Here is a 21832-nt window from a genome sequence, read left to right as displayed (position 1 = left end):
GCCCCCGCCTGTGTGCCCAACGGCGCGTCCCCGTCGAGCGTTCCCGCAGCCGGCGAGGAGAGCCGCACCCCGCGGCGGCGCCCGGCGTCCGGCAGCACGGAATGACGACGAGGGACGAGAAGAAGGAGCGCAGATGAACCAGAGCCGTACCGACGCAGGGCCCGGGATAGCGGCGGCGGTCTCCGCCATGATGCCCGAGGCGCGCGGCGAGCTCGCCGAACTCGTCGCGTTCCGCTCGGTCGCCGACCCCGTGCAGTTCCCGAAGAGCGAGTGCGACGCCGCCGCCGAGTGGGTCGCGGACGCGCTGCGCGCCGAGGGCTTCGAGGACGTCGCGCTGCTGGACACCCCCGACGGCACCACGTCCGTCTACGGCCACCTCCCGGGCCCCGAGGGCGCCCCGACCGTCCTCCTCTACGCCCACTACGACGTGCAGCCCCCGCTCGCCGAGGACGAGTGGCTCCCCCCGCCGTTCGAGCTCACCGAGCGCGCCGACGGGCGCTGGTACGGGCGGGGCGCGGCCGACTGCAAGGGCGGCGTGCTGATGCACCTGCTCGCACTCCGCGCGCTGAAGGCGTCGGGCGGCGTACCCGTCGGCGTGAAGGTGATCGCCGAGGGTTCCGAGGAGCAGGGCACGGGCGGACTCGAGCGGTACGCGGAGGCGCACCCCGAACTCCTCGCCGCGGACACTATCGTGATCGGCGACGCGGGCAACTTCCGCGTCGGCCTGCCGACGGTCACGGCGACGCTGCGCGGAATGGTGCTGGTGCGGGTCGGCGTGGAGACGCTCCAAGGCAACCTGCACTCGGGACAGTTCGGCGGCGCGGCGCCCGACGCGCTCGCCGCGCTCGTCCGGCTCCTCGACTCGCTCCGCGACGAGCACGGCGACGTCGCCGTCGAGGAGCTCCGCTCGGAGGCGACCGCCGAGGGGCTCCGGTACGACGAGGAGCAGTTCCGCTCGGACGCCGGCGTCCTCGACGGCGTCGAACTCCCCGGCACGGGCGGCGTCGCGGACCGGCTGTGGGCCCGCAACTCGGTGACGGTGCTCGGCATCGACTGCCCGCCGGTCGTCGGCGCCACCGCCTCGGTGCAGGCGTCGGCGCGTGCGCTGGTCTCGCTCCGGATCGCCCCGGGGCTCGACGTGGACACGGCGCTCGGCCGCCTCCTGCGCCACCTGGAGACGCACGTGCCGTGGCAGGCCCGTCTGACGACCGAAGTCGTCGGCCGTGGCGAGCCGTTCAGCGCCGACACCGCGAGCCCCGCCTACCGCGCGATGGCCGAGGCGATGCGCGAGGCGTACGACGGCACCGAGATGCAGGTCGCCGGGCAGGGCGGGTCGATCCCGCTGTGCAACACCCTCGCCTCGCTCTACCCGCAGGCCGAGATCCTGCTGATCGGCCTCTCGGAGCCGGAGGCGCACATCCACGCCGTCAACGAGAGCGTCGATCCTGGCGAGTTGGAGCGCCTGTCGGTCGCCGAGGCCCGGTTCCTCCAGCGGTACGCCGAGCGGTCCTGAGCCGACGGGGCGCGCGGCGGGGCGAGTTGGCCGGCTCCGGGGTCAACGCTCCTCGTAGGCACGCCCACCGCGCATCGTCGCGTCCTCCGGCTCTCCGCCCTCCAGGTACAGCGGGCTCCCCGTGCGGCGGGCCTGGAGGGCGCGGCGGAGGCGCCTGAACCGGTGTGCGGGGAGGAGGGACCGGGCCTCCTGCTCGGTGACGAACCGCCAGCCGCGCAGTTCGGCGCGGGGCAGCAGCACCCTGCTCGCCTGCCGGGGGCCGAGGCGCCCGCCGTCGAAGAGGAAGCGGAGCCCGCCGAGCGATGGCGGCCGAGGCGGCTCCCAGTCGACGACGAGCAGCCGCAGCGGCCCCGCGAGGTGGAGGCCGAGCTCCTCCTCCACCTCCCGCCGGCCGGCCGAGGCGGGCGGCTCGCCGTGCTCGACGACGCCGCCGGGGAACTCCCAGCCGGGCTTGTAAGTGGGATCGACGAGGAGGACGCGGTCGAGTTCGTCGAAGAGCAGGACTCCGGAGGCGACCGTCTCGGCGGTCGGCTCCGGGGTCTGGACGATCTCGACGCGTCCCGCGCCGGTGCCGACGGCGCAGGCGAGCGACTCGGCGGTCTGCCGGGGGGTGAGCATCGTGGTGTCCACCGTGTGCGCGTCGGCCGAGAGCCAGCGCAACGCGGCGCGGTAACGCGGGAGTTGGCGCAGACATCGCAGGCGCGACGCCTCACCCTCGACTGCTGCGCGCTCGTCCATCCGGGCGCGCAGGACCGAGTCCTCGGCCCTGAGCAGGAAGTGCGAGACCGGTATCCGCCGCGCGGCGAGCGAGCCGAAGATCTCGTCCCGGTACTCCCGGCGGAAGAGCGGCATCGGCGTGATCAGCGGTCCCGGCACCTCGGTGAGGAGCGCGGCGGCGGTGTCGGCGACCAACCGCCGCCAGGCGGCCAGCTCTTGGACGTCGGCCACCTCGCCCAGCCGCTCCTTGGGCAGCATCGCGCGCAGCCCCGGACCGAGGAGTTCCGGATCGAAGAGCACGCTGCCGGGCAGCAGCTCCTGAAGTGCGTACGCGGCGGTGGTCTTGCCCGCACCGCATGCACCGTTCAGCCAGACGAGCACGTCGGTCCCCCTCTACGTCCACCCCAAAGGGCTGCCCGCTACCCCCTGAGGCGGAAACGCGCCGGGGCGCGGGCGCCCCCGCTCGGCGGCAGAGTCGAGCACGCCCCGGCGCGCGGGCCCGCTACGGTCGCCAGGCGAGGTCCCGCCCCGCGACGCCGAGCAGCCGCGCGAACTCCGCCGCGTCCGGGGCCGTCGCCACCTCGGGCCCGAAGACGCCCGCCTGCCGGGCCATGGGGGCCGCCTCCCTCAGCGCGGGCAGGAGTTCGCGGACGGCACCCGGCGGCGGCGCGTACGGCCGGCCCGTGGCGCGCGCCAAATCCCAGGCGTGCAGGGTGAGATCGGCCAGGGCCTGCGTGGCGACGAAGCCCTGCGGCATCCGCATCACGGGCGACTCGCCCCGGAGCGCCGAGTCGCTCGACCACGCCCGTACGAGCGCGTCGCTCTCGACGGCGTACCTGTCGCGCCACTCCGCGCCGAGGCGGTCGGGGGTCGAGGAGAAGTCGGCCTGCCCCTTCACCGCAAGCGCCTGGAAGGAGACGACGACGTGGAAGAGATGGTTGAGCAGCGCCCGCACGTCGTAGTCGGCGCACGGCGTGGGCGCGCCCAACTGCCCGTCGTGCACGCCCTGGACGACGGGGACGGCCGAGCGGGCGGCGTCCCGGAGGTTCGCGAGAGTCTCGTCTGTCATGCGGACAGCCAACCGCCCCGCCGTCGCACCGTCTTGAAGAAACACGCCTGCGCCGTAGCATGCCGGCGTGGAAGCGCTACGCCAGGACACGCGCGGCATCGTCGCCGCGCCCCGTCTCCTCTCCCGGGTCCGCTTCCGCCGCCGCGCTCCGGCGCCCGCGCTGCGCCGCCACGTCGAGCACTACTGGCTGATCGACTGGGACCTCCCCGTGCCGTACACCTCCCGCGTCTTCACCCACCCCTGCGTCAACCTCGCCCTCCGACTCTCCGACGGGGCAGTCGAGTCGGAGGCCGTGGGCCCGCTCCACCGCCTCTTCGAAACGCGACTCTCCGGGCACGGGCGGGTGTCGGGCGTCCAGTTCCGGCCGGGCGCCTTCCGCTCGTTCAGCGGTGCCGCCTGCTCCCCTGCCGCACTCGCCGACCGCAGGCTTCCCCTCGACGAGGCGCTGCCCGGTTCGCGCGACGCCGCCGACGCGGTCCTGGCGGCCGCCGGGGACGACGCCCGCGTCGCCGCGCTCGACGCCCTCCTCGCCCCGCACGGCCCCGTTCCCGACGCCGCCACCGCACGAGCGATGGCGCTCGCCCACCGGGTGCGCACCGACCGCACGCTCCGCCGCGTCGACCAACTCGCCCACGCGGCAGGGCTGTCGGTGCGTTCCCTGCAGCGCCTCTTCGCCACCGTGCACGGCATCGGCCCCAAGCGACTCATCCGCAGGTACCGCCTCCTGGACGCTCTCGAGCACGCCACCACGGAGCCGCGTCCCGACTGGGGCCGTCTCGCCGGCGACCTCGGCTACAGCGACCAGTCCCACCTGGTACGGGAGTTCACCGCGGCCGTGGGCGTCCCGCCCGACGGCTACGTGCGCACGCTGACGACGCCGCCCCCTTCGGAGTACTCGACAGGGGCGGCGGGTTGACGCACGGGGAGCGGAACGTGGTCCGACGGACGCGCAGTCGCGTTGCCCGCAGGTCCGCAGAACCGACCGCTCCGCGTCTCACGCCCGTCCGCACCGGTGAACTCGCCCGCAGGAGCAGGCGAGTTCACCGCCGCGCTCCCGCCGCCCGGCCGACTGCGCACAGGCGGCGGCGAGTCGAGCCGGAGCCCGGTGCCAGGAAACCGACGTGCGGGTCACCACCCCACGAGTTCGCGGCACGCGGCAGCCGCGCCGATGAGTCCGCCGTCGGTCCCGGTGCGGGCCTCCACGAGTTCGATGCCCTGCACGAAGGAGAGCGTCGCGAACTCGTCCAGCGCGGTGCGCAACGGCGCGAAGAGCACCTCGCCCGCGGCCGCGACCCCGCCCCCGATGACGACTATCTCGATCTCCACCAGCGCGGCCGTCGCGGCGATCCCCGCACCGAGAGCCCTCGCCGCACGCCGGTAGGCGGCGAGCGCGGCGGCGTCCCCCGCGCGGGCGGCCTCGGCGACGGCGCCCGCGTCGGCGGGGCGGTCCCGCGGTGGGCGCCAGCCCCGATCGAGCGCCGTACGGGCGATGTTGGGACCGCTCGCGAGGCGCTCGACGCAGCCGCGCGAGCCGCAGGGGCACGGATCACCGTCGAGGTCGACGCTGATGTGCCCGATGTGCCCCGCGTTCCCCGTCGGCCCCGAGTGGACCCTGCCGTCGAGGACGAGGCCGCCGCCGACGCCCGTCGAGACGACCATGCACAGCGCGGCGCTCCTCCCCCGCGCGGCCCCCTGCCAGTGCTCGGCGGCGGCGATCGCCGGGCCGTCGCCGACGAGCGCGACCGGCAGCCGCGTGGAGCGGCGGACGCGCTCGACGAGCGGATAACCGCGCCACGCCGGTATGTTGACCGGGCTCACCGTCCCGGCGGCCGCGTCGACGGGGCCGGCGCTGCCGACGCCGACCGCGGCGACGCGGGCCCACTCCCCTGCGGCGGCCAGCTCCGCGAGCACCTCGTCGACGGCGGCGGCGACGTCCTCCGCGCCCGCTTCCGCGGGGGTGGGGCGTCGTGCGCGGGCGAGGAGGCAGCCGTCGCCGTCGACGAGAGCTCCGGCGATCTTGGTGCCCCCGATGTCGAGGGCGGCGACGAGCTCGGTGTGCATCTTCAGCGGCTCCTAGCGGCTGGAACGGTGGATCGACTGCGTGACCCGGTAAGTCTCCCCAGAGTTGACAACGTTGTCTAGTCCACGATCTCGCCGACTATGCTGCGCAGTCGAGGAGCGCCCCAGCCGAGAAAGGAACTCCGTGGTCGATACCGCACCGCCGGCCGACGCCGTAGGGACCCGATACGGCGCCCGCCCCACCATGAAGGACGTGGCCGCACACGCAGGCGTCGGCCTCAAGACGGTCTCCCGCGTCGTCAACGGCGAGGCGGGGGTGGCCCAGGACACCGAGCGCCGAGTACGCGAGGCGATAGCCGCACTCGGCTTCCGCCGCAACGACAGCGCCCGGGTGCTCCGCAAGGGGCGGACCTCCAGCATCGGGCTGATACTCGAGGACCTCGCCGACCCGTTCTACGCCCCGCTGAGCCGCGCCGTCGAGGATGTCGCGCGGGCACACGGCGCGCTGCTCGTCAACGGCTCCAGCACCGAGGACCCGGAACGGGAGCAGGAGTTGGCGCTGGCGCTGTGCGCGCGCCGGGTGGACGGGCTCGTGATCGTGCCGGCCAGCCGGGACCACCGCTACCTGGAGCCGGAGATCTCGGCCGGCGTCGCGACCGTCTTCGTCGACCGGCCGCCCGGGCGCATCGCGGCCGACCTCGTGCTCTCCGAGAACCGCGAGGGCGCACGCGCGGGGGTTGCGCACCTCGTGGCGCACGGCCACCGCCGCATCGGCTTCGTCGGGGACCGCCCGCACATCCACACCGCGGAGGAGCGGCTCGCCGGCTACCGCGCCGCCATGAGCGACGCCGGACTCCCCGTCGACGAGGCGTGGGTCGCTCCGGGCGCCACCGATCCCGAACGCGTGCGCCGCGATGCCGGCCGGATGCTCGGCGGCGCGGAGCCGGTGACGGCCATCTTCGCCGGCAACAACCGGGTGACGGTCACCCTCGTCCGGCTCCTGGCGGCGGCCGAACGCCGCACGGCGCTCGTCGGCTTCGACGACTTCGAGCTCGCCGACCTCCTCTCACCGCCCGTCACGGTCGTGGCGCAGGACCCGTCCGCGATGGGACGGCGCGCCGCCGAGCTGCTCTTCGCACGGCTCGCGGGCGCCGGCGGGCCGCCGCACCGCCTCTCGCAGCCGACGCGGCTCGTCCCGCGCGGCTCCGGCGAACTTCCGCCCGACAGTTGACGGTTGTTCACCGTCCCGCGAGCTGCTCCAGGCCGCGACGGTCGGTACCGGCGCCCTCGGCCACCTCACGCTCGGTGAGGGCGCCGCAGTCGAGGCCGCGGAGCAGGTACCCGGCGAGGGCGCGTACCGTGGCCGGCTCGTCGAGGACGGCGCCTTGCGCGCCGGAGCGGTAGCGCGCTATCCGTGCGCAGGACTCGGCGGCGCCGTGGCGGAAGAAGCCGAAGACGGCGGCGTAGCGGCTGGGCAGGTGGCCCGGATGCATGTCCCAGCCCTGGTAGTAGCCGCGCGCAGCGGCGCGCCGCACGAGCCGGTGGTGGAGCCGCCACGCTCGGTGCACCTGCCCGGTACCGCCGACGGGCAGGACGTTGGTCGATCCGTCCGAGAGGCGCACGCCCGTGCCGGCGGCCGCCGCCTGCATCACCGCCTTGGCGTGGTCGGCCGCCGGGTGGTCGGGCGCCTGGTGGGCCGCGCTGATCCCGCAGTCGGCGCTGTAGTCGAAGGTGCCGTAGTGGAGGGCGGTGGCACGGCCCTCGGCGGCGCCGATCAGCTCGGCGACGGTGGCGCGGCCGTCCGCGCCGAGGACCGCGGCGGTCGTCTCGATCTGGATCTCGAAGCCGAGGCGCCCGGCCGGCAGACCCGCTGCGTCCTCGAACCCCCGGCAGACGGCGGCGAATTGGGCCACCTGCTCGGGCCGGCTCACCTTCGGAAGCGTCAGCAGCAGTCCGTCCGGCAGACCTCCGGCGTCGAGCAGCCCCGTGAGGAAGAGGTCGAGGGTGCGCAGGCCGCGTCGACGGACCGGCGCCTCCATGCACTTGAGCCTGATACCGACGTACGGCGGGACGCAGGCGCCCGGGTCGGCCTCCGCCCATCCGGCGACGGTGGCGGCGGCCCGGACCGCGGCCTCGTCCTCCTCGGCGTCGGACCTGCTCCCGTAGCCGTCCTCGAAGTCGATGCGCAAATCCTCGACGGGTTCGGCCGCGAGTTTCGCCCTGACGCGGGCGTGCACCTGCGCGAACGCGGCCTCGTCGTGCGGGGCTCGGGCCGCGCCGCCGAGCCCGAGAGCGGAGGCGAGGGTCTCCGGGTTGTGCGCGTGCCGGTCGAGGAGGTCCAGTGCGGCGCGGCCCCACTCGGCGGGGGTTCCGGCGGTGAGCGCGTCGGCGGGGACGTAGACGGTGTGGACGGGTTGGCGGGTGCCGGGGTCGCCCGGGTATCTGGCGGCGAGCTCTGCGTCGACCGGGGCGAGCGCCGCGTCCACGGAAGCGGCGACGGCCTCGGGGAGGCAGGTGCGGTGGTCGGGCTGCGGCGTCTCGTCGGGCATCGCGCGCCTCCTGTGGGCTCCGGCGCGCGGGCGCCGGCTGCGGAGCAGGCAGTTCAACAGGATGTTGAACTCGTGAGCTCTGGACGCTAATCGGCATCCGAAGCGCAGGTCAAGGGCGACCGGACGGCGACGGCCCCGGTACCGAGGCGGTACCGGGGCCGTGGTCGCTGCTGCGTTGTGGTCAGCCCTTCCGGGTCTTGACCTCTTCGGTGAGTTGGGGGAGGACGTTGAAGAGGTCGCCGACGACGCCGTAGTCCACCAGGTCGAAGATGGGGGCTTCGGAGTCCTTGTTGATCGCGACGATCGTCTTCGACGTCTGCATACCCGCGCGGTGCTGGATCGCGCCGGAGATGCCGGCCGCGATGTACAGCTGTGGCGAGACCGACTTGCCGGTCTGGCCGACCTGGTTGGAGTGCGGGTACCAGCCGGCGTCGACGGCGGCACGGGAGGCGCCGACCGCGGCACCGAGGGAGTCGGCGAGGGCCTCGATGACGGGGAAGTTCTCCGCACCGTTGACGCCGCGGCCGCCCGAGACGACGATCGCGGCCTCGGTCAGCTCGGGACGCCCGGTCGACTCGCGCGGGGTGCGCGAGGTGACCTTGGTGCCGCGCGCCGCGTCGTCGAACTCCACCGGAAGCTGCTCGACCGTGCCGGCGGCCGAAGCCGCCTCGGGCGCGGCGGAGTTGGGCTTGACGGTGATGACCGGGGTACCCCGGGTGATCCGGGAGCGCGTGGTGTAGGCGGCGGCGAAGACCGACTGGGTGGCCACCGGTCCCTCGTCGCCCGGCTCGACGTCCACCGCGTCGGTGATCAGGCCGGACTCCAGGCGCACGGCGAGACGCGCGGCGATCTCCTTGCCCTCACCGCTGGAGGGCACGAGGACCGCGGCCGGGGAGACGGCGTCGTAGGCGGCCTTGAGTGCGGCGACCTTCGGCACGACGAGGTAGTCGGCGAACTCCGGGGCGTCCGCAGCCAGTACGCGCGTGGCGCCGTGCTCGCCGAGGACCTTCGCGGCCTCTTCGGCGCCCGGGCCGAGGTGGACCGCGACCGGCTCACCCAACCGCCGGGCCAGGGTGAGGAGTTCGAGGGTGGGCTTGCGGACGGCACCGTCCACGTGATCGACGTAGATGAGAACTTCAGCCATGGTGGGAATCTCCTGCCGGAAGAAGAGGGGAAAGCGAACGGAGGGCGGGCTTCAGAGGAGCTTTTGGCCGGCGAGGAACTCGGCGAGCTGCTTGCCGCCCTCGCCCTCGTCCTTGACGACGGTCCCCGCGGTGCGGGCCGGGCGCTCGTTGGCCTCCTCGACCTTGGTCCACGCGCCCTCCAGGCCGACCTGCTCGGCCTCCAGGTCCAGGTCGTCCAAGTCCAGCTCCTCGACCGGCTTCTTCTTCGCCGCCATGATCCCCTTGAACGAGGGGTAACGGGCCTCGCCCGACTGGTCGGTCACCGAGACCAGCGCCGGCAGCGCCGCCTCCAGGTGCTCGGTCGCAGCTTCGCCGTCGCGGCGTCCCGTCACCTTGCCGTCGGCCACCGAGACCTCGGAGAGCAGCGTCGCCTGCGGGACGCCGAGGCGCTCGGCGAGCATGGCGGGCAGCACGCCCATCGTGCCGTCGGTCGAGGCCATGCCGCAGACCACGAGGTCGTAGCCGGTCTTCTCGATCGCCTTGGCGAGCACCAGCGAAGTGCCCGCGACGTCGCTGCCGTGGATGTCCTCGTCCTCGACGTGCACAGCCTTGTCCGCACCCATCGACAGCGCCTTGCGCACCGCGTCGCGGGCGTCCTCGGGGCCGACCGTCACCACGGTGACCTCCGCGTCGCCGGACTCCTCGGAGATCTGCAACGCCTGCTCCACCGCGTACTCGTCCAACTCGGAGAGCAGACCGTCCGCCGCCTCACGATCCACCGTCAGGTCCTCAGCGAACTCCCGGTCACCCGCGGCGTCCGGCACGTACTTCACACAGACAACGATCCTCAAGCTCACGCCGGCTCTCCTCGTGCGTCGACTCACGGCTCCGGTCCGGCAGGACCGGCTCTCCGTCCTCAATATTACTCGCCAGTACACCCAGCAGTTCCCCGCGTGGCAAGCCGGGTGAACTGTGACCTTCCCTACGCGCGCCACGCACGCGCAATCCCACCATTCCCCACCTCGCCGCACGCGGCACCGGAGCGCCGCAGGCCGCTCCCGCCGTCCCGACGATACGCGGCACGAAACCCCCTGCGAGCAGCGGGACTTACCCCTCAGGCGACGGCCTCGCCGAGCGCTGCGATCACGTCCGCCTTGCGTGGCACCCCTTGTGCCCTGCGCACCGTCCGGCCCCGGGAGTCCAGAACGAAGACGGTCGGGGTCCCTTCGATGCCGAGCCGTGCCGCGAGTGCGGGGCGCGACTCCGCGTCGACCTCCAACTGCGCGACACCCGGCACCATGTCGGCGACCTGCCCGAGGACCCGGCGAGCAGCGCGGCACGGCTGGCAGAACGCACTGGAGAACTGGAGCAGCGTCGCCCGCTCCCCCAACCGTCCCGCCGCGCGCGCGGCTTCGAGCACCGCGCGGTCGTCCTGCGCCATCAGCCACCTCCGCGCCGTCTGCATCGGCCGGCGCCCTGTCCCACCGGCCGCGTCTCCGCACCTTACCGAGACCGCTGCGGCCCGCACCTACCTCGCGTACGTGACGAGGATCTCGCGTCTTGCCCGTCCATGGGGTAGCCATGACCTGCCGTTTGGGGAACCATCACAGGCAGCCGGAAGTTACGCCCCCGTAAGTTCTCACTCCGGCAAGCCGACCGGACCCGGAGCGGCGCGCCCCGCTCCGCCCAGCGATCGAGACGAAGGGCCCCACGTGGCAGACCTCCTCTACCCCCCGGTGATCGGCGCGGCCCGCGTCTGGTTCAAGGCCCTGGACCTGCGGATCGACCTGCGCGGCACCGAGCACCTGCCGAAAAGGGGAGGTGCCGTCCTGACGAGCAACCACATCAGCTACCTCGACTTCATCTTCAACGGCCTCGCCGCCAGGCCCGCCAAGCGCCTGGTCCGCTTCATGGCGAAGGAGGCCGTCTTCCGGCACAAGGTGTCGGGCCCGCTGATGCGCGCGATGAAGCACATCCCCGTCGACCGCTCCCGCGGCGAACAGGCGTATGCCGACGCCGTGCAGGCGCTCCGCGACGGCGAGGTGGTCGGCGTCTTCCCCGAGGCGACGATCTCCCGGTCGTTCACGCTCAAGGACTTCAAGACCGGCGCCGCACGCATGGCGCAGGAGGCCAGGGTGCCGCTCGTGCCGATGGCTGTCTGGGGCACCCAGCGGCTGTGGACCAAGGGCCACAAGCGGGACTTCGGCCGCAACCACCTCCCGCTCACCCTGCGCGTGGGCGCCCCGATCGAAGCCCCCGCCGACGAGTCGCCCACGGGCATAACCGAGCGCCTCAAGGAGCGGATGCAGGACCTTCTCGAGGCGGCCCAGCGCGCCTACCCTTCGCAGGCGGACGCGCCCGGCTCCTGGTGGCTCCCGGCACACCTCGGCGGTACGGCCCCGACGCCCGCCGAGGCGCGGGCCCTGTAAGAGGTCCCGTCGGAAAGTGGCCTCCGGGTCGCGTGCCCGTCGGTCGGCGTCGGATCGTCTCGGACGAACCGCGGGCACTGCTCGGACCGTCGCCGCCGGTGACCCGGGCGGTGCTCGGCTCCTCCGCCCGGGCCGCTCGGCGGGGTCCCAAAAGCGAGCACGGCCCGGTCGACCGCGCCCGGCCGGCCGCTCAGGGGTGCATCTCCTCGCGGAGGGCGGCGAGGAAGGCGTCGACGTCCTCCTCCGTGGTGTCGAATGAGCACATCCAGCGCACCTCGCCCGCCGGTTCGTCCCAGAAGTAGAAGCGGAAGCGCTTCCGGAGCCGCTCGCTCACGTCGTGCGGCAGCCGCGCGAAGACGGCGTTCTGCTGTACCGGGTAGCACAGCTCGACGCCCTCGACCGCGCGCGCTCCGTCGGCGAGCCGGCGGGCCATCGTGTTGGCGTGGCGCGCGCTGCGCAGCCAGAGGTCCCCTGCGAGCAGCGCCTCGAACTGCACGGAGACGAACCGCATCTTCGAGGCGAGCTGCAGCGAGAGCTTCCGCAGATGCTTCATCGGCCCGACCGCGTCCAGGCTGAGCACGACCACCAACTCCCCGTGCAGCAGCCCGTTCTTCGTGCCGCCGAGGGAGACGGCGTCGACGCCCGCCGCGTTGGTGAACGCCCGCATCGGGACGTCGAGCGAGGCGGCCGCGTTGGCGAGGCGGGAGCCGTCGAGGTGGACGCGCATGCCGAGCGCGTGCGCGTGCTCGCAGATCTCCCTGAGCTCCTGGGGCGTGTAGACGGTGCCCAGTTCGGTGCCCTGGGTGAGCGACACCACCTGCGGCATCGCCCGGTGCTCGTCGTCCCAGCCGTGCGCCTCCCGGTCGATCAGCTCGGGGGTGAGCTTGCCGTCGGGCGTCGGCACCGTGAGCAGCTTCAGGCCGGCGACCCGCTCGGGCGCCCCGCCCTCGTCGACGTTGATGTGCGCGCTCTCGGCGCAGATCACGGCGCCCCACCTGTCGGTGAGCGCCTGGAGGGCGAGGACGTTGGCGCCTGTGCCGTTGAAGACGGGGAACGCCTGCGCGCTGCGCCCGAAGTGGCCGCGGACGACCTCCTGGAGGTGCGCGGTGTAGTCGTCGGCGCCGTAGGCGACCTGGTGGCCGCCGTTGGCGAGCGCCAGCGCCGCCAGCACCTCCGGGTGGACGCCCGCGTAGTTGTCGCTGGCGAAGCCCCGCAGGGCCGGATCGTGGCGCCTCCGTGCGTCGGATATCGCGTCTGCCTGGTGGTTCAGGGCTCGGGGGTCAGCCACTGGCGGGTTCCGTTCACTTCCTCGAGGGGCTTGGTCCAGGTCGCGGCGATGGCGTCGGCCAGGTCGGAGACGTCGGTGAACCCGGCGAACTTGGCATTCGGGCGCTCTGCCCGCATCCGGTCGTTCACGAGTGCCTTGACCACGAGAATCGTAGCCGCGGCTGCGGGGCCGTCCTCTCCCCCGGCCTTGCGGAAGGCGTCGGCGAGCGCGAGCGTCCAGGCTTCCGCGGCCGCCTTCGCGGCGCCGTACGCGGCGTTGCCGGCTGTCGGCTTCGTCGCTCCCGCAGCGCTCACGAGCAGGAAACGCCCGTTGCTCGAACGCTCCAACGCGCCCTCGAAGGCGAGGGAGGTGTGCTGGAGGGTGCGTACGAGCAGGCCGTGGAGCGCGTCCCAGTCAGCGAGGTCGGTGGCCGCGAAGGACGAGGAGCCGCGCCAGCCGCCGACGAGGTGGACGAGCCCGTCGATGCGGCCGAACTCCTTCTCGGTGCGGTCGGCCCAGGCGCGTGTCGCGTCGAGGTCGAGGAGGTCGACGGTGTCGCCCGTGACGGTGGCGCCGCCGTGTGCGTAGCGCGCCGCGTCGACGGCCTCGGCGAGCCGGGCGGCGTCCGCGTCGGCCGCGACGACGGTCGCCCCCTCGTCGGCGAGACGCAGCAGCGCGGCGGCGCCCGCGGGACCCGCGGCCCCGGCGACGGCGACGACGCGGCCCTCCAGGCTCCCTTCCCCGTCGCCCTGGTATCCCTTCCTTGCGGTGCCCTGTCCGCCCGTCCCGCTCATCGCCGCCTCCTCGATCCGGTGCCGTCGCCGGGTGTCCCGGCCTTCGCCTCTGCTCGCATCCCGGTCAGGCCGCCGCCCGAGCCGGCGTGCGGGCCGTGATGCCCTCGGTAGATGCGATCACGGACTTGAGCTTCTTGGCGAGCGCCTCGTAGAACATGCTCAGCGGAAACTCGTCGGGGAGCACCTCGTCGACGAGCTTGCGCGGGGGAAGCGTGAGGTCGAGCGCCTCGGGGCCCTTCGCCCAGGTCGAGCCGGGGTGCGGGGCGAGGTGGCGGGAGACGAGTTCGTACCCCTTGAACCAGTGGACCACCTTGGGGCGGTCGATGCCGGCGCGGTAGAGGTGCTCGATCTCCTCGCGGAGGCGGACGGTGGTCCGGCGGGCGAGGTCCCAGTCGATGGCGAGGCGGTTGTCCGTCCAGCGGAGCGCGTCGTGCTGGTGGAGGTAGGCGAAGAGGAGCTGACCGCCGAGGCCGTCGTAGTTGCGGCGGCGCTCGCCCGTCACGGGGAAGCGGAAGAGGCGCTCCAGCAGCATCGCGTACTGCACGTCCCGGCCCTGCGGGTAGCCGTCGGCCTCCAGTGTGACGCCCTCGTGGAAGGCGGTGAGGTCGCAGCGGAGCTCCTCGAGCCCGTACATCCAGAACGGCTGCCGCTGCTTGATCATGAACGGGTCGAAGGGGAGGTCTCCGTGGCTGTGGGTGCGGTCGTGGACCATGTCCCAGAGCACGAAGGTCTGCTGGCAGCGGTCCTGGTCGGCGAGGAGTTCGCGGGCGTCCTCGGGGAGTTCGAGGCTCGTCACCTCGCACGCCGCAGCGACGACGCGGCGGAACCGTGCGGCCTCCCGGTCGCAGAAGATGCCGCCCCAGCCGAACCGCTCGGGCGCCTCGCGGACGGCGATCGTCTCGGGGAAGAGGACGGCGGAGTGGGTGTCGTAGCCCGAGGTGAAGTCCTCGAAGGTGATGCCGCAGAAGAGGGGGTTGTCGTAGCGGGTGCGCTCCAGCTCGGCGAGCCACTCGGGCCAGACCATCCGCAGGACGACGGCCTCCAGGTTCCGGTCGGGGTTGCCGTTCTGCGTGTACATCGGGAAGACGACGAGGTGTTGGAGGCCGTCGGCGCGCTGCTGCGCCGGCTGGAAGGCGAGGAGGGAGTCGAGGAAGTCGGGGACGCCGAAGCCGTCCTCGGCCCAGCGGTCGAGGTCGGCGACGAGGGCCGCGTGGTAGGCGGCGTCGTGCGGCAGCAGCGGAGAGAGCTCCTCGACGGCGGCGACGACGCGGCGGAGCGCGGCGTGCAGCGCCTCGGGGGCGGGTGCGCCCTCGGCCTCGAAGTCGACCGAGCCGTCCTTGGATTGGGCGGGCCTGATCTCTTCGACCGCCGCCTTCAGACGTCCCCAGGCAGGGTGTGCGACGACCGGCCCGTCCGAGAGAACATCGGCATCCACTGACACCGACGAGATATTTTCCGCCATAGCGACCCCTCCACCGGATAACTTCACGTCCGGGCACAGTATCCGCCGATACTTGCGCACTCAACCGTGCCTGCCGAATATCTTGCGCTCATATCCTGGTTCCCCGCTCATCCTTCCTGTAATCCTGGGCGCACGCGATACGAAATCCTTCCGCGCCCGTCATGCGACGGAGCCTTCGCCGTGCGCCCTCCGGGCGCCCCCGCCAGGGAAGCTGTCCTAGGCTTGCCGTGCCACCGACACCGCCAGGAAGCGAGAGCCCCGTGCCGCTGCTCACCGTCGGACACCGCGGAGTGATGGGCGTCGAGCCCGAGAACACGCTGCGTTCGTTCGTCCGCGCCGACCGGGAGAAGCTCGACTACATCGAGCTCGACCTGCACCTCAGCAAGGACGGCGAACTCGTGGTGATGCACGACCCCGCGGTCGACCGCACCACCGACGGCAGCGGCGCGATCGGCGAGCTCACCCTGGAGGAGCTGCGGACGCTCGACGCCGGGCAGGGCGAGCGGGTACCCGTCTTCGACGAGGTCGTCGACGCGGTGCAGGCGCCGATCCAGGCCGAGATCAAGGACCGCGCGGCGGCCCGGGTGCTCTGCGCGGCGATCGAGGCGCGCAAGCTCCACGACCGCATCACCGTCATCTCCTTCCACGACGACGCGCTCGCCGAGACGGCTCAACTCCTGCCCGAGCAGCCGCTCGTCGTCGTCGCGGGGAAGTCGTCACCGCGCGCGCCCGAGCGCGCGGCCGCGCTCGGCGCCGGGATGGCCTCGCTGGAGCTCGGCAGGTTCGACGGCGAGACGGTCAGACGCTGCCAGGAGGCGGGGGTGCGCGTCATCTCCTGGACGGTGAACACGCCGGAGGAGCTGGAGCAGGCCGTAGCACTCGGCCTCGACGGCATCGTCACCGACCGGCCCGAAACGGCACGCGCCGCCTCGGCACGCTAGGGGGTGTCCAGCGGCTTGGCGAGGTGGACGAAGGCCAGGTCGTCGCGGCGCGGGAGGCCGAACCGCTCGTCGCCGTAGGGGAAGGGGCTGCGCGCGCCGGTGCGGCGGTACCCGCGCCGCTCATACCACGCGAGCAGATCGGCGCGCTGCTCGATGACGGTCATCAGCATCTCCTCCGCGCCCCACTCGGCCCGCGCCCGGCGCTCCGCCTCGGCGAGCACCGCGCGCCCGACGCCCTCCGCCTGGCGCTCGGGGGAGACGGCGAACAACCCGAAGTAGCTCTGCGCACCGCGGTGTTCAAGCTGACAGCAGCCGACGAGCTCCCCGTCCGCCTCGACGACGACGAGGCGGCTCCGCTCGTCCCCGACCACGGCGAGGACGCCCTCCCGGTCGGTGCGCTGCCCGTCGAGCAGCCCTGCCTCGGTCGTCCATCCCCGGCGGCTCGACTCCCCGCGGTACGCCGACTCGACGAGCGCGACGAGCGCGTCGACGTCTGCCGCTTCCGCGTCGCGGAAGGTGAGCCGTGCGGTGCGGGCGCGTGTGTCCATGGGGAGCGAGCCTACCTCCGGTCCCGGGGGCCCCGACGACTATGGTCTGCCGCATGGTGCATGTGCTGAGCAGCCGCGTTCTGCTGCGTCCCGTCGACCCGGACCGCTCCCGCGCGTTCTACGGCGAGCAACTGGGCCTCGACGTCTACCGCGAGTTCGGCACCGGGCCCGAGCGGGGCACGGTCTACTTCCTCGGCGGCGGGTTCCTCGAGCTCTCCGGGCGGGCCGAGCGGGCGAGCGAGCCGCCGGTGCGGCTGTGGATGCAGGTCGCCGACGCCGGCGCCGCGCGGGACGAGCTCGCCGCAGCCGGTGTGGAGATCACCCGCGAGCCGGTGCAGGAGCCGTGGGGCCTGATCGAGATGTGGCTCCGCGACCCCGACGGGAACGAGATCGTCCTCGTCCAGGTGCCGGCGGAGCATCCGCTGCGGTACCGACCGGGGATCTGACGCGGCTGTTCCTGTGCGCTCCCCTGCTGCACCCGTGCGCTCCCGTGGCCGCGCGGGCGCGGGGCAGCCTCTCCGCGAGCGGTGGGAGGTGGACGATGCACGGGTCCGCGTCGGTCGGCTGGTTGCTCACGGCCGTCTGCCTGCTCACCGCGTCCGCCTGCCTGCTGCGCGCCGGCTCGCTCGGCGGGCCGGCGCGCACCGCGGCGGCGCTGGAGGCGGCGATGGGCGTGGCCATGGCGGGGATGGCGCTGCCGGGTACCGTGCAGCTCCCGCCGGCGGGGTACGTCCTCGTCTTCGGCCTCCTCGCCGGCGCCGGTGCCGCGCTCGCCGCCGCGCACGGCGGGACGCACCATCTGCACCACGTCGTCGGCGCGTTGGCGATGGTCTACATGGCGCTCGCCGCTCCGGCGCACGCCGGGGCTCACACGGGGGGCGGCGTCCCGGTCGTCACGGCGGGCCTGTTGGCGTACTTCGCCTGGTACGTGCTGCGGTGCGGCGCGGCCCTGCTCCCCGCTGGCGCGCGGACGGCTGCCGCGGGCGCCGTCCGCCTCCGCAACACCCCGGAGTTCGCGGTGAGTTGCCGGCTCGCGATGGGAGCGGGGATGCTCGCCATGCTCGTCGGGATGTGAGCGCGGGCAGACGTGGTGAGGTCTGCGTCACTAAGGGGGCGGCCGCGTACCGCCGGGGGGTGCGCGCCCCATAGTCTTCGTTCCATGATGGTCCCGCTCGCCCTGCTGCTGCTTGCGCTCCCGGCCGCGGCCCTCGCCCCGAGATGGATCGGCCGCTCGACGTGGCCCGACCGCGAGCCGGTGCTGGCGCTCTGGGTGTGGCAGTGCGTCGTCGCCGGTGTGCTGATGTGCTGCGGGCTGGCGATGGCGCTCTCCGGTGCCGCGGCGTTCCAGGTGGTGCGCAGCCACGTCTTCGCGCCGGCGCCGCACGGCGTCGTCGAGGCGTACGGGCTCGGCGCGTACGGGCCGTGGGCCGGCGCCGTGGCGGTGCTCCTCGCCTGCGGCGGCGCCTGGACGGGCGCGATGCTGCTCCGCGAGGTCCACGAGGCGCGGCTGCGGCGCAAGCGCAACCGCGCCGAACTCCGCGCCCGTGCCCCGCAGTTGCCCGGCGAGGAGGCGGAGGCGGGCGAGCGCCTGGTGGTGCTGGAGGGAGAGCGCCCCGACGCCTGGTGGCTGCCGGGTGCGGCGCCGCAACTGGTGATCACCACGGCGGCGCTCCAGCGTCTCAAGGGCCGCCAGCTCGACGCCGTCCTCGCACACGAGCAGGGTCACGCGCGGGCGCGCCACGACTGGCTGCTGCACTCCTCGGCCGCGCTCGCCTCCGGCTTCCCCCGCGTCCCCGTCTTCGCCGCCTTCCGCGACCAGGTGCACCGACTCGTCGAACTCGCCGCCGACGACACCGCGTCGCGCCGGTACGGGCGGCTCACGATCGCCCTCGCGCTCGTCGAACTCAACCAGGGGCGCGGGGCGTTCGGTCCGTGCCCCTCAGGGCTCGGGCTCGTCGCACAGCGCGTGCAGCGGCTCCTGTCGCCGGGGCCGCGCCTCACGCGGGGGCGGCGGCTGCGGGTGACGGCCGCGGCGGCGCTCGTTCCGGTCGTGCCTGTACTCATCACCTTCGCGCCGGGGCTCTCGGCGCTGCGCTGAGCGCCCCTCGCCGCCTTCGTGCGCGGGCACACCGCATCCGGCGCTGTCCCAACCCCCTTGTGAGCGGCGAGGATCGTTCCATGCACACCTGGCACCTCTCGGGCGCCGCGGCGGCCCGTACGGCGGTACTCCTCGTCCTGCTCGCCGCCGCGCCGCTCGTCGGCGCGGCGCTCGGCTGGCGGCCGCTGCTGGAGCTCGACGGCAGCGTCGCCGTGCGGCTCCACGGCCTCGCGCTGGAGCATCCCGCGTTCACGCGGTCGCAGCGCGTCCTCTCGGACTGGGTCTGGGACCCGTGGACGATGCGCCTCCTGCTGGCCGGCGGAGTCGTACTGCTGCTGCGTCGCGGGGAGTCGGCGAGGGCCGCGTGGGTGGCGGGCGCGGCCGTGCTCGGTGCGGTGGTGCAGCAGGCGCTCAAGGCGGTCGTCGGACGGTCGCGGCCGCGGTGGGTCGTGCCCGTCGACTCCGCCGAGTACGCCGCGATGCCCTCGGGGCACGCGATGACGGCGGCGCTCGCCTCCGTGCTGCTGATCTGGGTGATCCGGAGCAGGGCGGTGCGGATCGCAGCCGTCGGGGTCGCGGCCGTCTCCGTCGTCGGTGTCTGCTTCACCCGGCTCGTGCTGGGCGTGCACTGGCTCTCGGACACGGTGGCCGGTGCGCTGCTGGGCGGCGCCCTCGGGTTCGCCGCCGTGGCCGCCCGGGGAGCCGCGCGCCGGGCGGCCCGGGAGGCGAACTCCGCTTCGGGCGGCCGTGGTTGAGCGGCAGGTATCGGGGCGATCCCCCGCGTCGCCCCGATACCGCGCTGGACCGGGCACTCGGCGACACCCAATGGGCGCCGAGCAGTAGCGCCGAATCCGCCACGAGTATACTGGCTACGGGCCAGTCAACATAGGAGTGCACGCATGTCTCCTCGGAGCGCGTCGACCAACAAGGCGCTGCGCCGGCGTTCGCGACAGCGGCTGCTCCAGGCGACCGTCGACGTCGTCGCAGAACAGGGCTACGAAGCGACCACCCTCGGCGACATCGCCGACCGGGCGGGCGCGGCCCGCGGGTTGATCTCGTACTACTTCCCCGGCAAGCGCCAGCTCTTCCAGTCCGCCGTGCACCGACTCATGCACCTGACGCTGGAGGCCGCGCTGGAACGGAACCCGGTCCCTCAAGGGGCCGACGCGGGCGAGGAGTTGCTCGCCCGCGCCATCGACGCGATCCTCGGCCTCGCGCGCGACCACACGGTGCTGATGCGTTCCCACATGGCCGGACTCCTCCAGCAGGAGGGGTTCGTCGAGTGCGAGGAGCAGCAGCGCCTCGCCGAGCTGCTCCGCGAGACGGTGGTGCGGTTCGGCTCGCACGACCCCGAGCCGGACTACCGGATGCTGCGCGCGCTGCTGATGGGCTCCGTCGTCGCGGCGCTGCTGCCCGGCGCACCGATGCCGCACGAGAGGCTGCGGGCCGACCTCTTCGGACGCTTCGGGCTCGACTGGGAGCGCGGTGTCCCGCCGGACGGCGGTGCGCCCGGCGGGACTCCGACACCCTTCCGTCTGCCGGGTCCGGCCAACGGGCCGGCGGGCGCGGAGGGTTGAGCGTCAGCCGAAGTACTCCGGCTGGGTCTGCACGTTCAGCTCGCCGAGCCTGACGCGCTTGGCGGGGTCGGTGCGCGGGTCGTCGATCCGGAGCACGTCGAAGCCCTTGGCCATGTCGTTCGAGTAGATGTGCCCGTTGTAGTAGTACGCGGACCAGGAGCCGCCGCCGACGAGCGAGGTCTCGGAGAGCGGGCCGCGTTCGAAGTAGGCGATCTCCTTCGGGGACGAGGAGTCGGTGAAGTCCCAGACGGAGACGCCGCCCTGGTACCACGCCTGGACCATGATGTCCCGTCCCTCGACCGGGATCAGCGAGCCGTTGTGGGCGACGCAGTTCTCGGTCTCCGCCTGGGGGCGGGGGATCTTGTAGTAGCTCTTGAAGACCAGCTTGCGGTCGGAGCCCTTCCCCTTCAGCTCGTAGACGCCGTCGGCACCCTTCTCGTCGCCGACCTCCTCGTTGCAGGTGGGGGCACCGCCGCCGCCGAGCTCGTCGGTGAAGACGATCTTGTCGCCGCGCTGGTTGAAGGTGGCCGAGTGCCAGAAGGCGAAGTTCTCCGTGTCCCGGGTGCGGTCGAGGACCTCGGGCTTGTCGGGACGCGAGGCGTCGAGCAGGATGCCGTCGCCCATGCACGCGCCCGCGACGAGCTTCAACTTCGGGTAGGCGGTGAGGTCGTGGCAGCCGGTCGTCTCGATCTTCTCCGGCCGGGCGGGGTCGCCGGGGAAGCCGCCGTCGGGGAAGAGGCCGCGGAACGAGTCGAGGTGCGCCTTGTGCGGGGCCTTGCGCGGCACCTTGACGATCGAGATGCCGTCGTGCGGCGGCCGGCAGTCGGGGAAGGACGCGTCCGGTGCGTACGAGGAGACGTAGATGTAGACGTTCCTGCCGTCCGGGACGAGCGTGTGGGTGTGCGAGCCGCAGGCGGTCTCGACGGCGGCGACGTACTCGGGGTGCCGCTTGTCGGTGATGTCGAAGACCTTCATGCCTTCCCAGGAGTCCTTCTCCGTCGCGGGCTGCGTGGTGCTGTCGCAGGAGTCGTCGCTGCGGGAGGAGTCGGTGGAGAGGAAGAGCAGGTTCCCCGAGACGGAGATGTCGTTCTGCGAGCCCGGGCAGAGGACCTGGCTGACGACCTTCGGCTTCGCCGGCTTGCTCACGTCGTAGACGGTGAAGCCGTCGTAGTTGCCGGCGAAGGCGTACTTGCCCTGGAACGCGAGGTCGGAGTTGGTGCCCTGGAGGGCGCCCTTGGGCACGTTGGCGAGATGGGTGATGTTGTCGCTGTGGACGATCTCGTCCTGGCCGGGTATCTCGCCCTTTTCGATCGCTCTCTTCGTCTGTTCCTGGTCGCGCTGGGTCACCTTCTGCGGCGCCGTGGGGCTGTCGCCCGGGTCGGGTACGGCCGTTGCGGGGCCGGCCGCGAAGACCGCCGCGACCAGGCCGAGCACCGCCGCTCCGACGCCGAGACGCCCGGGCCGCACGCGGGATCTGTGCGTGGACACCACTGCTACCTCCCTTGTCGCCGCCGCTTCTCCGTCCGATGGGGTGGCGGTCGGCGAATGCGGGAAGTATGCCGGGTTGCATGTACATCTCAATAGAGGGAAACGAACCTGTCATCGACCGTTCTCGCCACCGCGGTACTCGGCGGCGAAGTCCCTCGCGACCGGGCAGCCGCCCCAGGAGGACCGCGTGACCCCACGTACATCCGTCCGTCTCAGCGCAGTCGGCGCCGCGCTCCT

The 21832-nt window shown here is 73.2% G+C and carries 22 protein-coding genes; 10 read left to right on the top strand and 12 right to left on the bottom strand.

The features are described from left to right. Positions 1 to 133: 133 nt before the first annotated feature. Entirely contained in the window at positions 134 to 1513 is a 1380-nt protein-coding gene (locus UWG_RS0103735) for a dipeptidase (protein WP_016905867.1), read from the top strand. Between the two features lie 42 nt (positions 1514 to 1555). Here the strand turns inward: UWG_RS0103735 and UWG_RS0103730 are convergent, their stop codons facing one another. Both UWG_RS0103730 and UWG_RS0103725 read right to left on the bottom strand, forming a co-directional pair. Then, positions 1556 to 2611 (bottom strand): NUDIX hydrolase, encoded by a 1056-nt coding sequence (locus UWG_RS0103730; RefSeq protein ID WP_016905866.1) that lies wholly within the window; start codon positions 2609 to 2611, stop codon positions 1556 to 1558. Positions 2612 to 2732: 121 nt separating this feature from the next. After that, a complete protein-coding gene (locus UWG_RS0103725) occupies positions 2733 to 3299 on the bottom strand; it encodes a TIGR03086 family metal-binding protein (RefSeq protein ID WP_016905865.1) in 567 nt (188 codons plus the stop codon). 67 nt (positions 3300 to 3366) lie between these two features. On the opposite strand from UWG_RS0103725, the gene UWG_RS0103720 reads away from it, so the two are divergent. After that, positions 3367 to 4215, top strand: coding sequence for an AraC family transcriptional regulator (locus UWG_RS0103720; RefSeq protein ID WP_016905864.1), 849 nt, complete (start codon positions 3367 to 3369; stop codon positions 4213 to 4215). A gap of 212 nt (positions 4216 to 4427) precedes the next feature. Here UWG_RS0103720 and UWG_RS0103715 read toward each other — a convergent pair whose 3' ends face one another. Beyond that, positions 4428 to 5360, bottom strand: coding sequence for an ROK family protein (locus tag UWG_RS0103715; RefSeq protein ID WP_016905863.1), 933 nt, complete (start codon positions 5358 to 5360; stop codon positions 4428 to 4430). 202 nt (positions 5361 to 5562) lie between these two features. On the opposite strand from UWG_RS0103715, the gene UWG_RS0103710 reads away from it, so the two are divergent. Next, on the top strand, positions 5563 to 6549 hold the full coding sequence (locus tag UWG_RS0103710; protein WP_086022486.1) for a LacI family DNA-binding transcriptional regulator: 987 nt from the start codon (positions 5563 to 5565) through the stop codon (positions 6547 to 6549). A 7-nt stretch (positions 6550 to 6556) separates the two neighbouring features. On the opposite strand, the gene UWG_RS0103705 is transcribed toward UWG_RS0103710, so the two are convergent. The 4 genes from UWG_RS0103705 to UWG_RS0103690 form a co-directional block, all read right to left on the bottom strand. Then, positions 6557 to 7867: a DUF6986 family protein gene (locus tag UWG_RS0103705; protein WP_016905861.1), complete on the bottom strand. Its 1311-nt coding sequence runs from the start codon at positions 7865 to 7867 to the stop codon at positions 6557 to 6559. A gap of 181 nt (positions 7868 to 8048) precedes the next feature. Then, positions 8049 to 9011, bottom strand: coding sequence for an electron transfer flavoprotein subunit alpha/FixB family protein (locus tag UWG_RS0103700; protein ID WP_016905860.1), 963 nt, complete (start codon positions 9009 to 9011; stop codon positions 8049 to 8051). Between the two features lie 51 nt (positions 9012 to 9062). After that, a complete protein-coding gene (locus UWG_RS0103695; RefSeq protein ID WP_029391139.1) occupies positions 9063 to 9848 on the bottom strand; it encodes an electron transfer flavoprotein subunit beta/FixA family protein in 786 nt (261 codons plus the stop codon). Positions 9849 to 10105: 257 nt separating this feature from the next. Beyond that, positions 10106 to 10432 (bottom strand): thioredoxin domain-containing protein, encoded by a 327-nt coding sequence (locus UWG_RS0103690; protein WP_016905858.1) that lies wholly within the window; start codon positions 10430 to 10432, stop codon positions 10106 to 10108. Between the two features lie 271 nt (positions 10433 to 10703). Between UWG_RS0103690 and UWG_RS0103685 the strand changes: the two genes are divergently transcribed. Continuing rightward, positions 10704 to 11420, top strand: coding sequence for a lysophospholipid acyltransferase family protein (locus UWG_RS0103685; RefSeq protein ID WP_016905857.1), 717 nt, complete (start codon positions 10704 to 10706; stop codon positions 11418 to 11420). A gap of 190 nt (positions 11421 to 11610) precedes the next feature. On the opposite strand, the gene UWG_RS0103680 is transcribed toward UWG_RS0103685, so the two are convergent. The 3 genes from UWG_RS0103680 to UWG_RS0103670 form a co-directional block, all read right to left on the bottom strand. Beyond that, positions 11611 to 12708 carry a threonine aldolase family protein gene (locus tag UWG_RS0103680; protein ID WP_016905856.1) on the bottom strand — a complete coding sequence of 366 codons (1098 nt, stop codon included), beginning with the start codon at positions 12706 to 12708 and terminating at the stop codon, positions 11611 to 11613. Then, a complete protein-coding gene (locus UWG_RS0103675) occupies positions 12687 to 13481 on the bottom strand; it encodes an SDR family NAD(P)-dependent oxidoreductase (RefSeq protein ID WP_016905855.1) in 795 nt (264 codons plus the stop codon). Before UWG_RS0103675 ends, UWG_RS0103680 begins: the two co-directional genes overlap by 22 nt. A 64-nt stretch (positions 13482 to 13545) precedes the next feature. Beyond that, entirely contained in the window at positions 13546 to 14943 is a 1398-nt protein-coding gene (locus UWG_RS0103670; RefSeq protein ID WP_029391137.1) for a DUF6421 family protein, read from the bottom strand. 260 nt (positions 14944 to 15203) lie between these two features. Between UWG_RS0103670 and UWG_RS0103665 the strand changes: the two genes are divergently transcribed. Further along, complete coding sequence (locus UWG_RS0103665; protein WP_016905853.1) at positions 15204 to 15884, top strand: glycerophosphodiester phosphodiesterase; 681 nt, start codon at positions 15204 to 15206, stop codon at positions 15882 to 15884. Here the strand turns inward: UWG_RS0103665 and UWG_RS0103660 are convergent. Then, on the bottom strand, positions 15881 to 16432 hold the full coding sequence (locus tag UWG_RS0103660; protein WP_016905852.1) for a GNAT family N-acetyltransferase: 552 nt from the start codon (positions 16430 to 16432) through the stop codon (positions 15881 to 15883). The two genes, UWG_RS0103665 and UWG_RS0103660, sit on opposite strands and share 4 nt — an antisense overlap. Before the next feature lie 53 nt (positions 16433 to 16485). Between UWG_RS0103660 and UWG_RS0103655 the strand changes: the two genes are divergently transcribed. From UWG_RS0103655 to UWG_RS0103635, 5 genes are all read left to right on the top strand, one after another. Further along, on the top strand, positions 16486 to 16878 hold the full coding sequence (locus tag UWG_RS0103655) for a VOC family protein (protein ID WP_029391136.1): 393 nt from the start codon (positions 16486 to 16488) through the stop codon (positions 16876 to 16878). Positions 16879 to 16973: 95 nt separating this feature from the next. Beyond that, positions 16974 to 17507, top strand: a complete 534-nt coding sequence (locus UWG_RS0103650; RefSeq protein WP_016905850.1) for a DUF5134 domain-containing protein — start codon at positions 16974 to 16976, stop codon at positions 17505 to 17507. Between the two features lie 84 nt (positions 17508 to 17591). Next, entirely contained in the window at positions 17592 to 18530 is a 939-nt protein-coding gene (locus UWG_RS0103645) for a M56 family metallopeptidase (protein ID WP_016905849.1), read from the top strand. 80 nt (positions 18531 to 18610) lie between these two features. Beyond that, a complete protein-coding gene (locus UWG_RS0103640; RefSeq protein ID WP_016905848.1) occupies positions 18611 to 19285 on the top strand; it encodes a phosphatase PAP2 family protein in 675 nt (224 codons plus the stop codon). A 144-nt stretch (positions 19286 to 19429) separates the two neighbouring features. Then, positions 19430 to 20107, top strand: coding sequence for a TetR/AcrR family transcriptional regulator (locus UWG_RS0103635; protein ID WP_016905847.1), 678 nt, complete (start codon positions 19430 to 19432; stop codon positions 20105 to 20107). 3 nt (positions 20108 to 20110) lie between these two features. On the opposite strand, the gene UWG_RS0103630 is transcribed toward UWG_RS0103635, so the two are convergent. After that, a complete protein-coding gene (locus UWG_RS0103630) occupies positions 20111 to 21598 on the bottom strand; it encodes a hypothetical protein (protein WP_420235609.1) in 1488 nt (495 codons plus the stop codon). Positions 21599 to 21832: the final 234 nt, after the last annotated feature.

Source organism: Streptomyces xiaopingdaonensis, assembly GCF_000262345.1.
Lineage (GTDB): Bacteria > Actinomycetota > Actinomycetes > Streptomycetales > Streptomycetaceae > Streptomyces > Streptomyces xiaopingdaonensis.
This window is presented reverse-complemented; position numbering and strand designations above follow the sequence as displayed.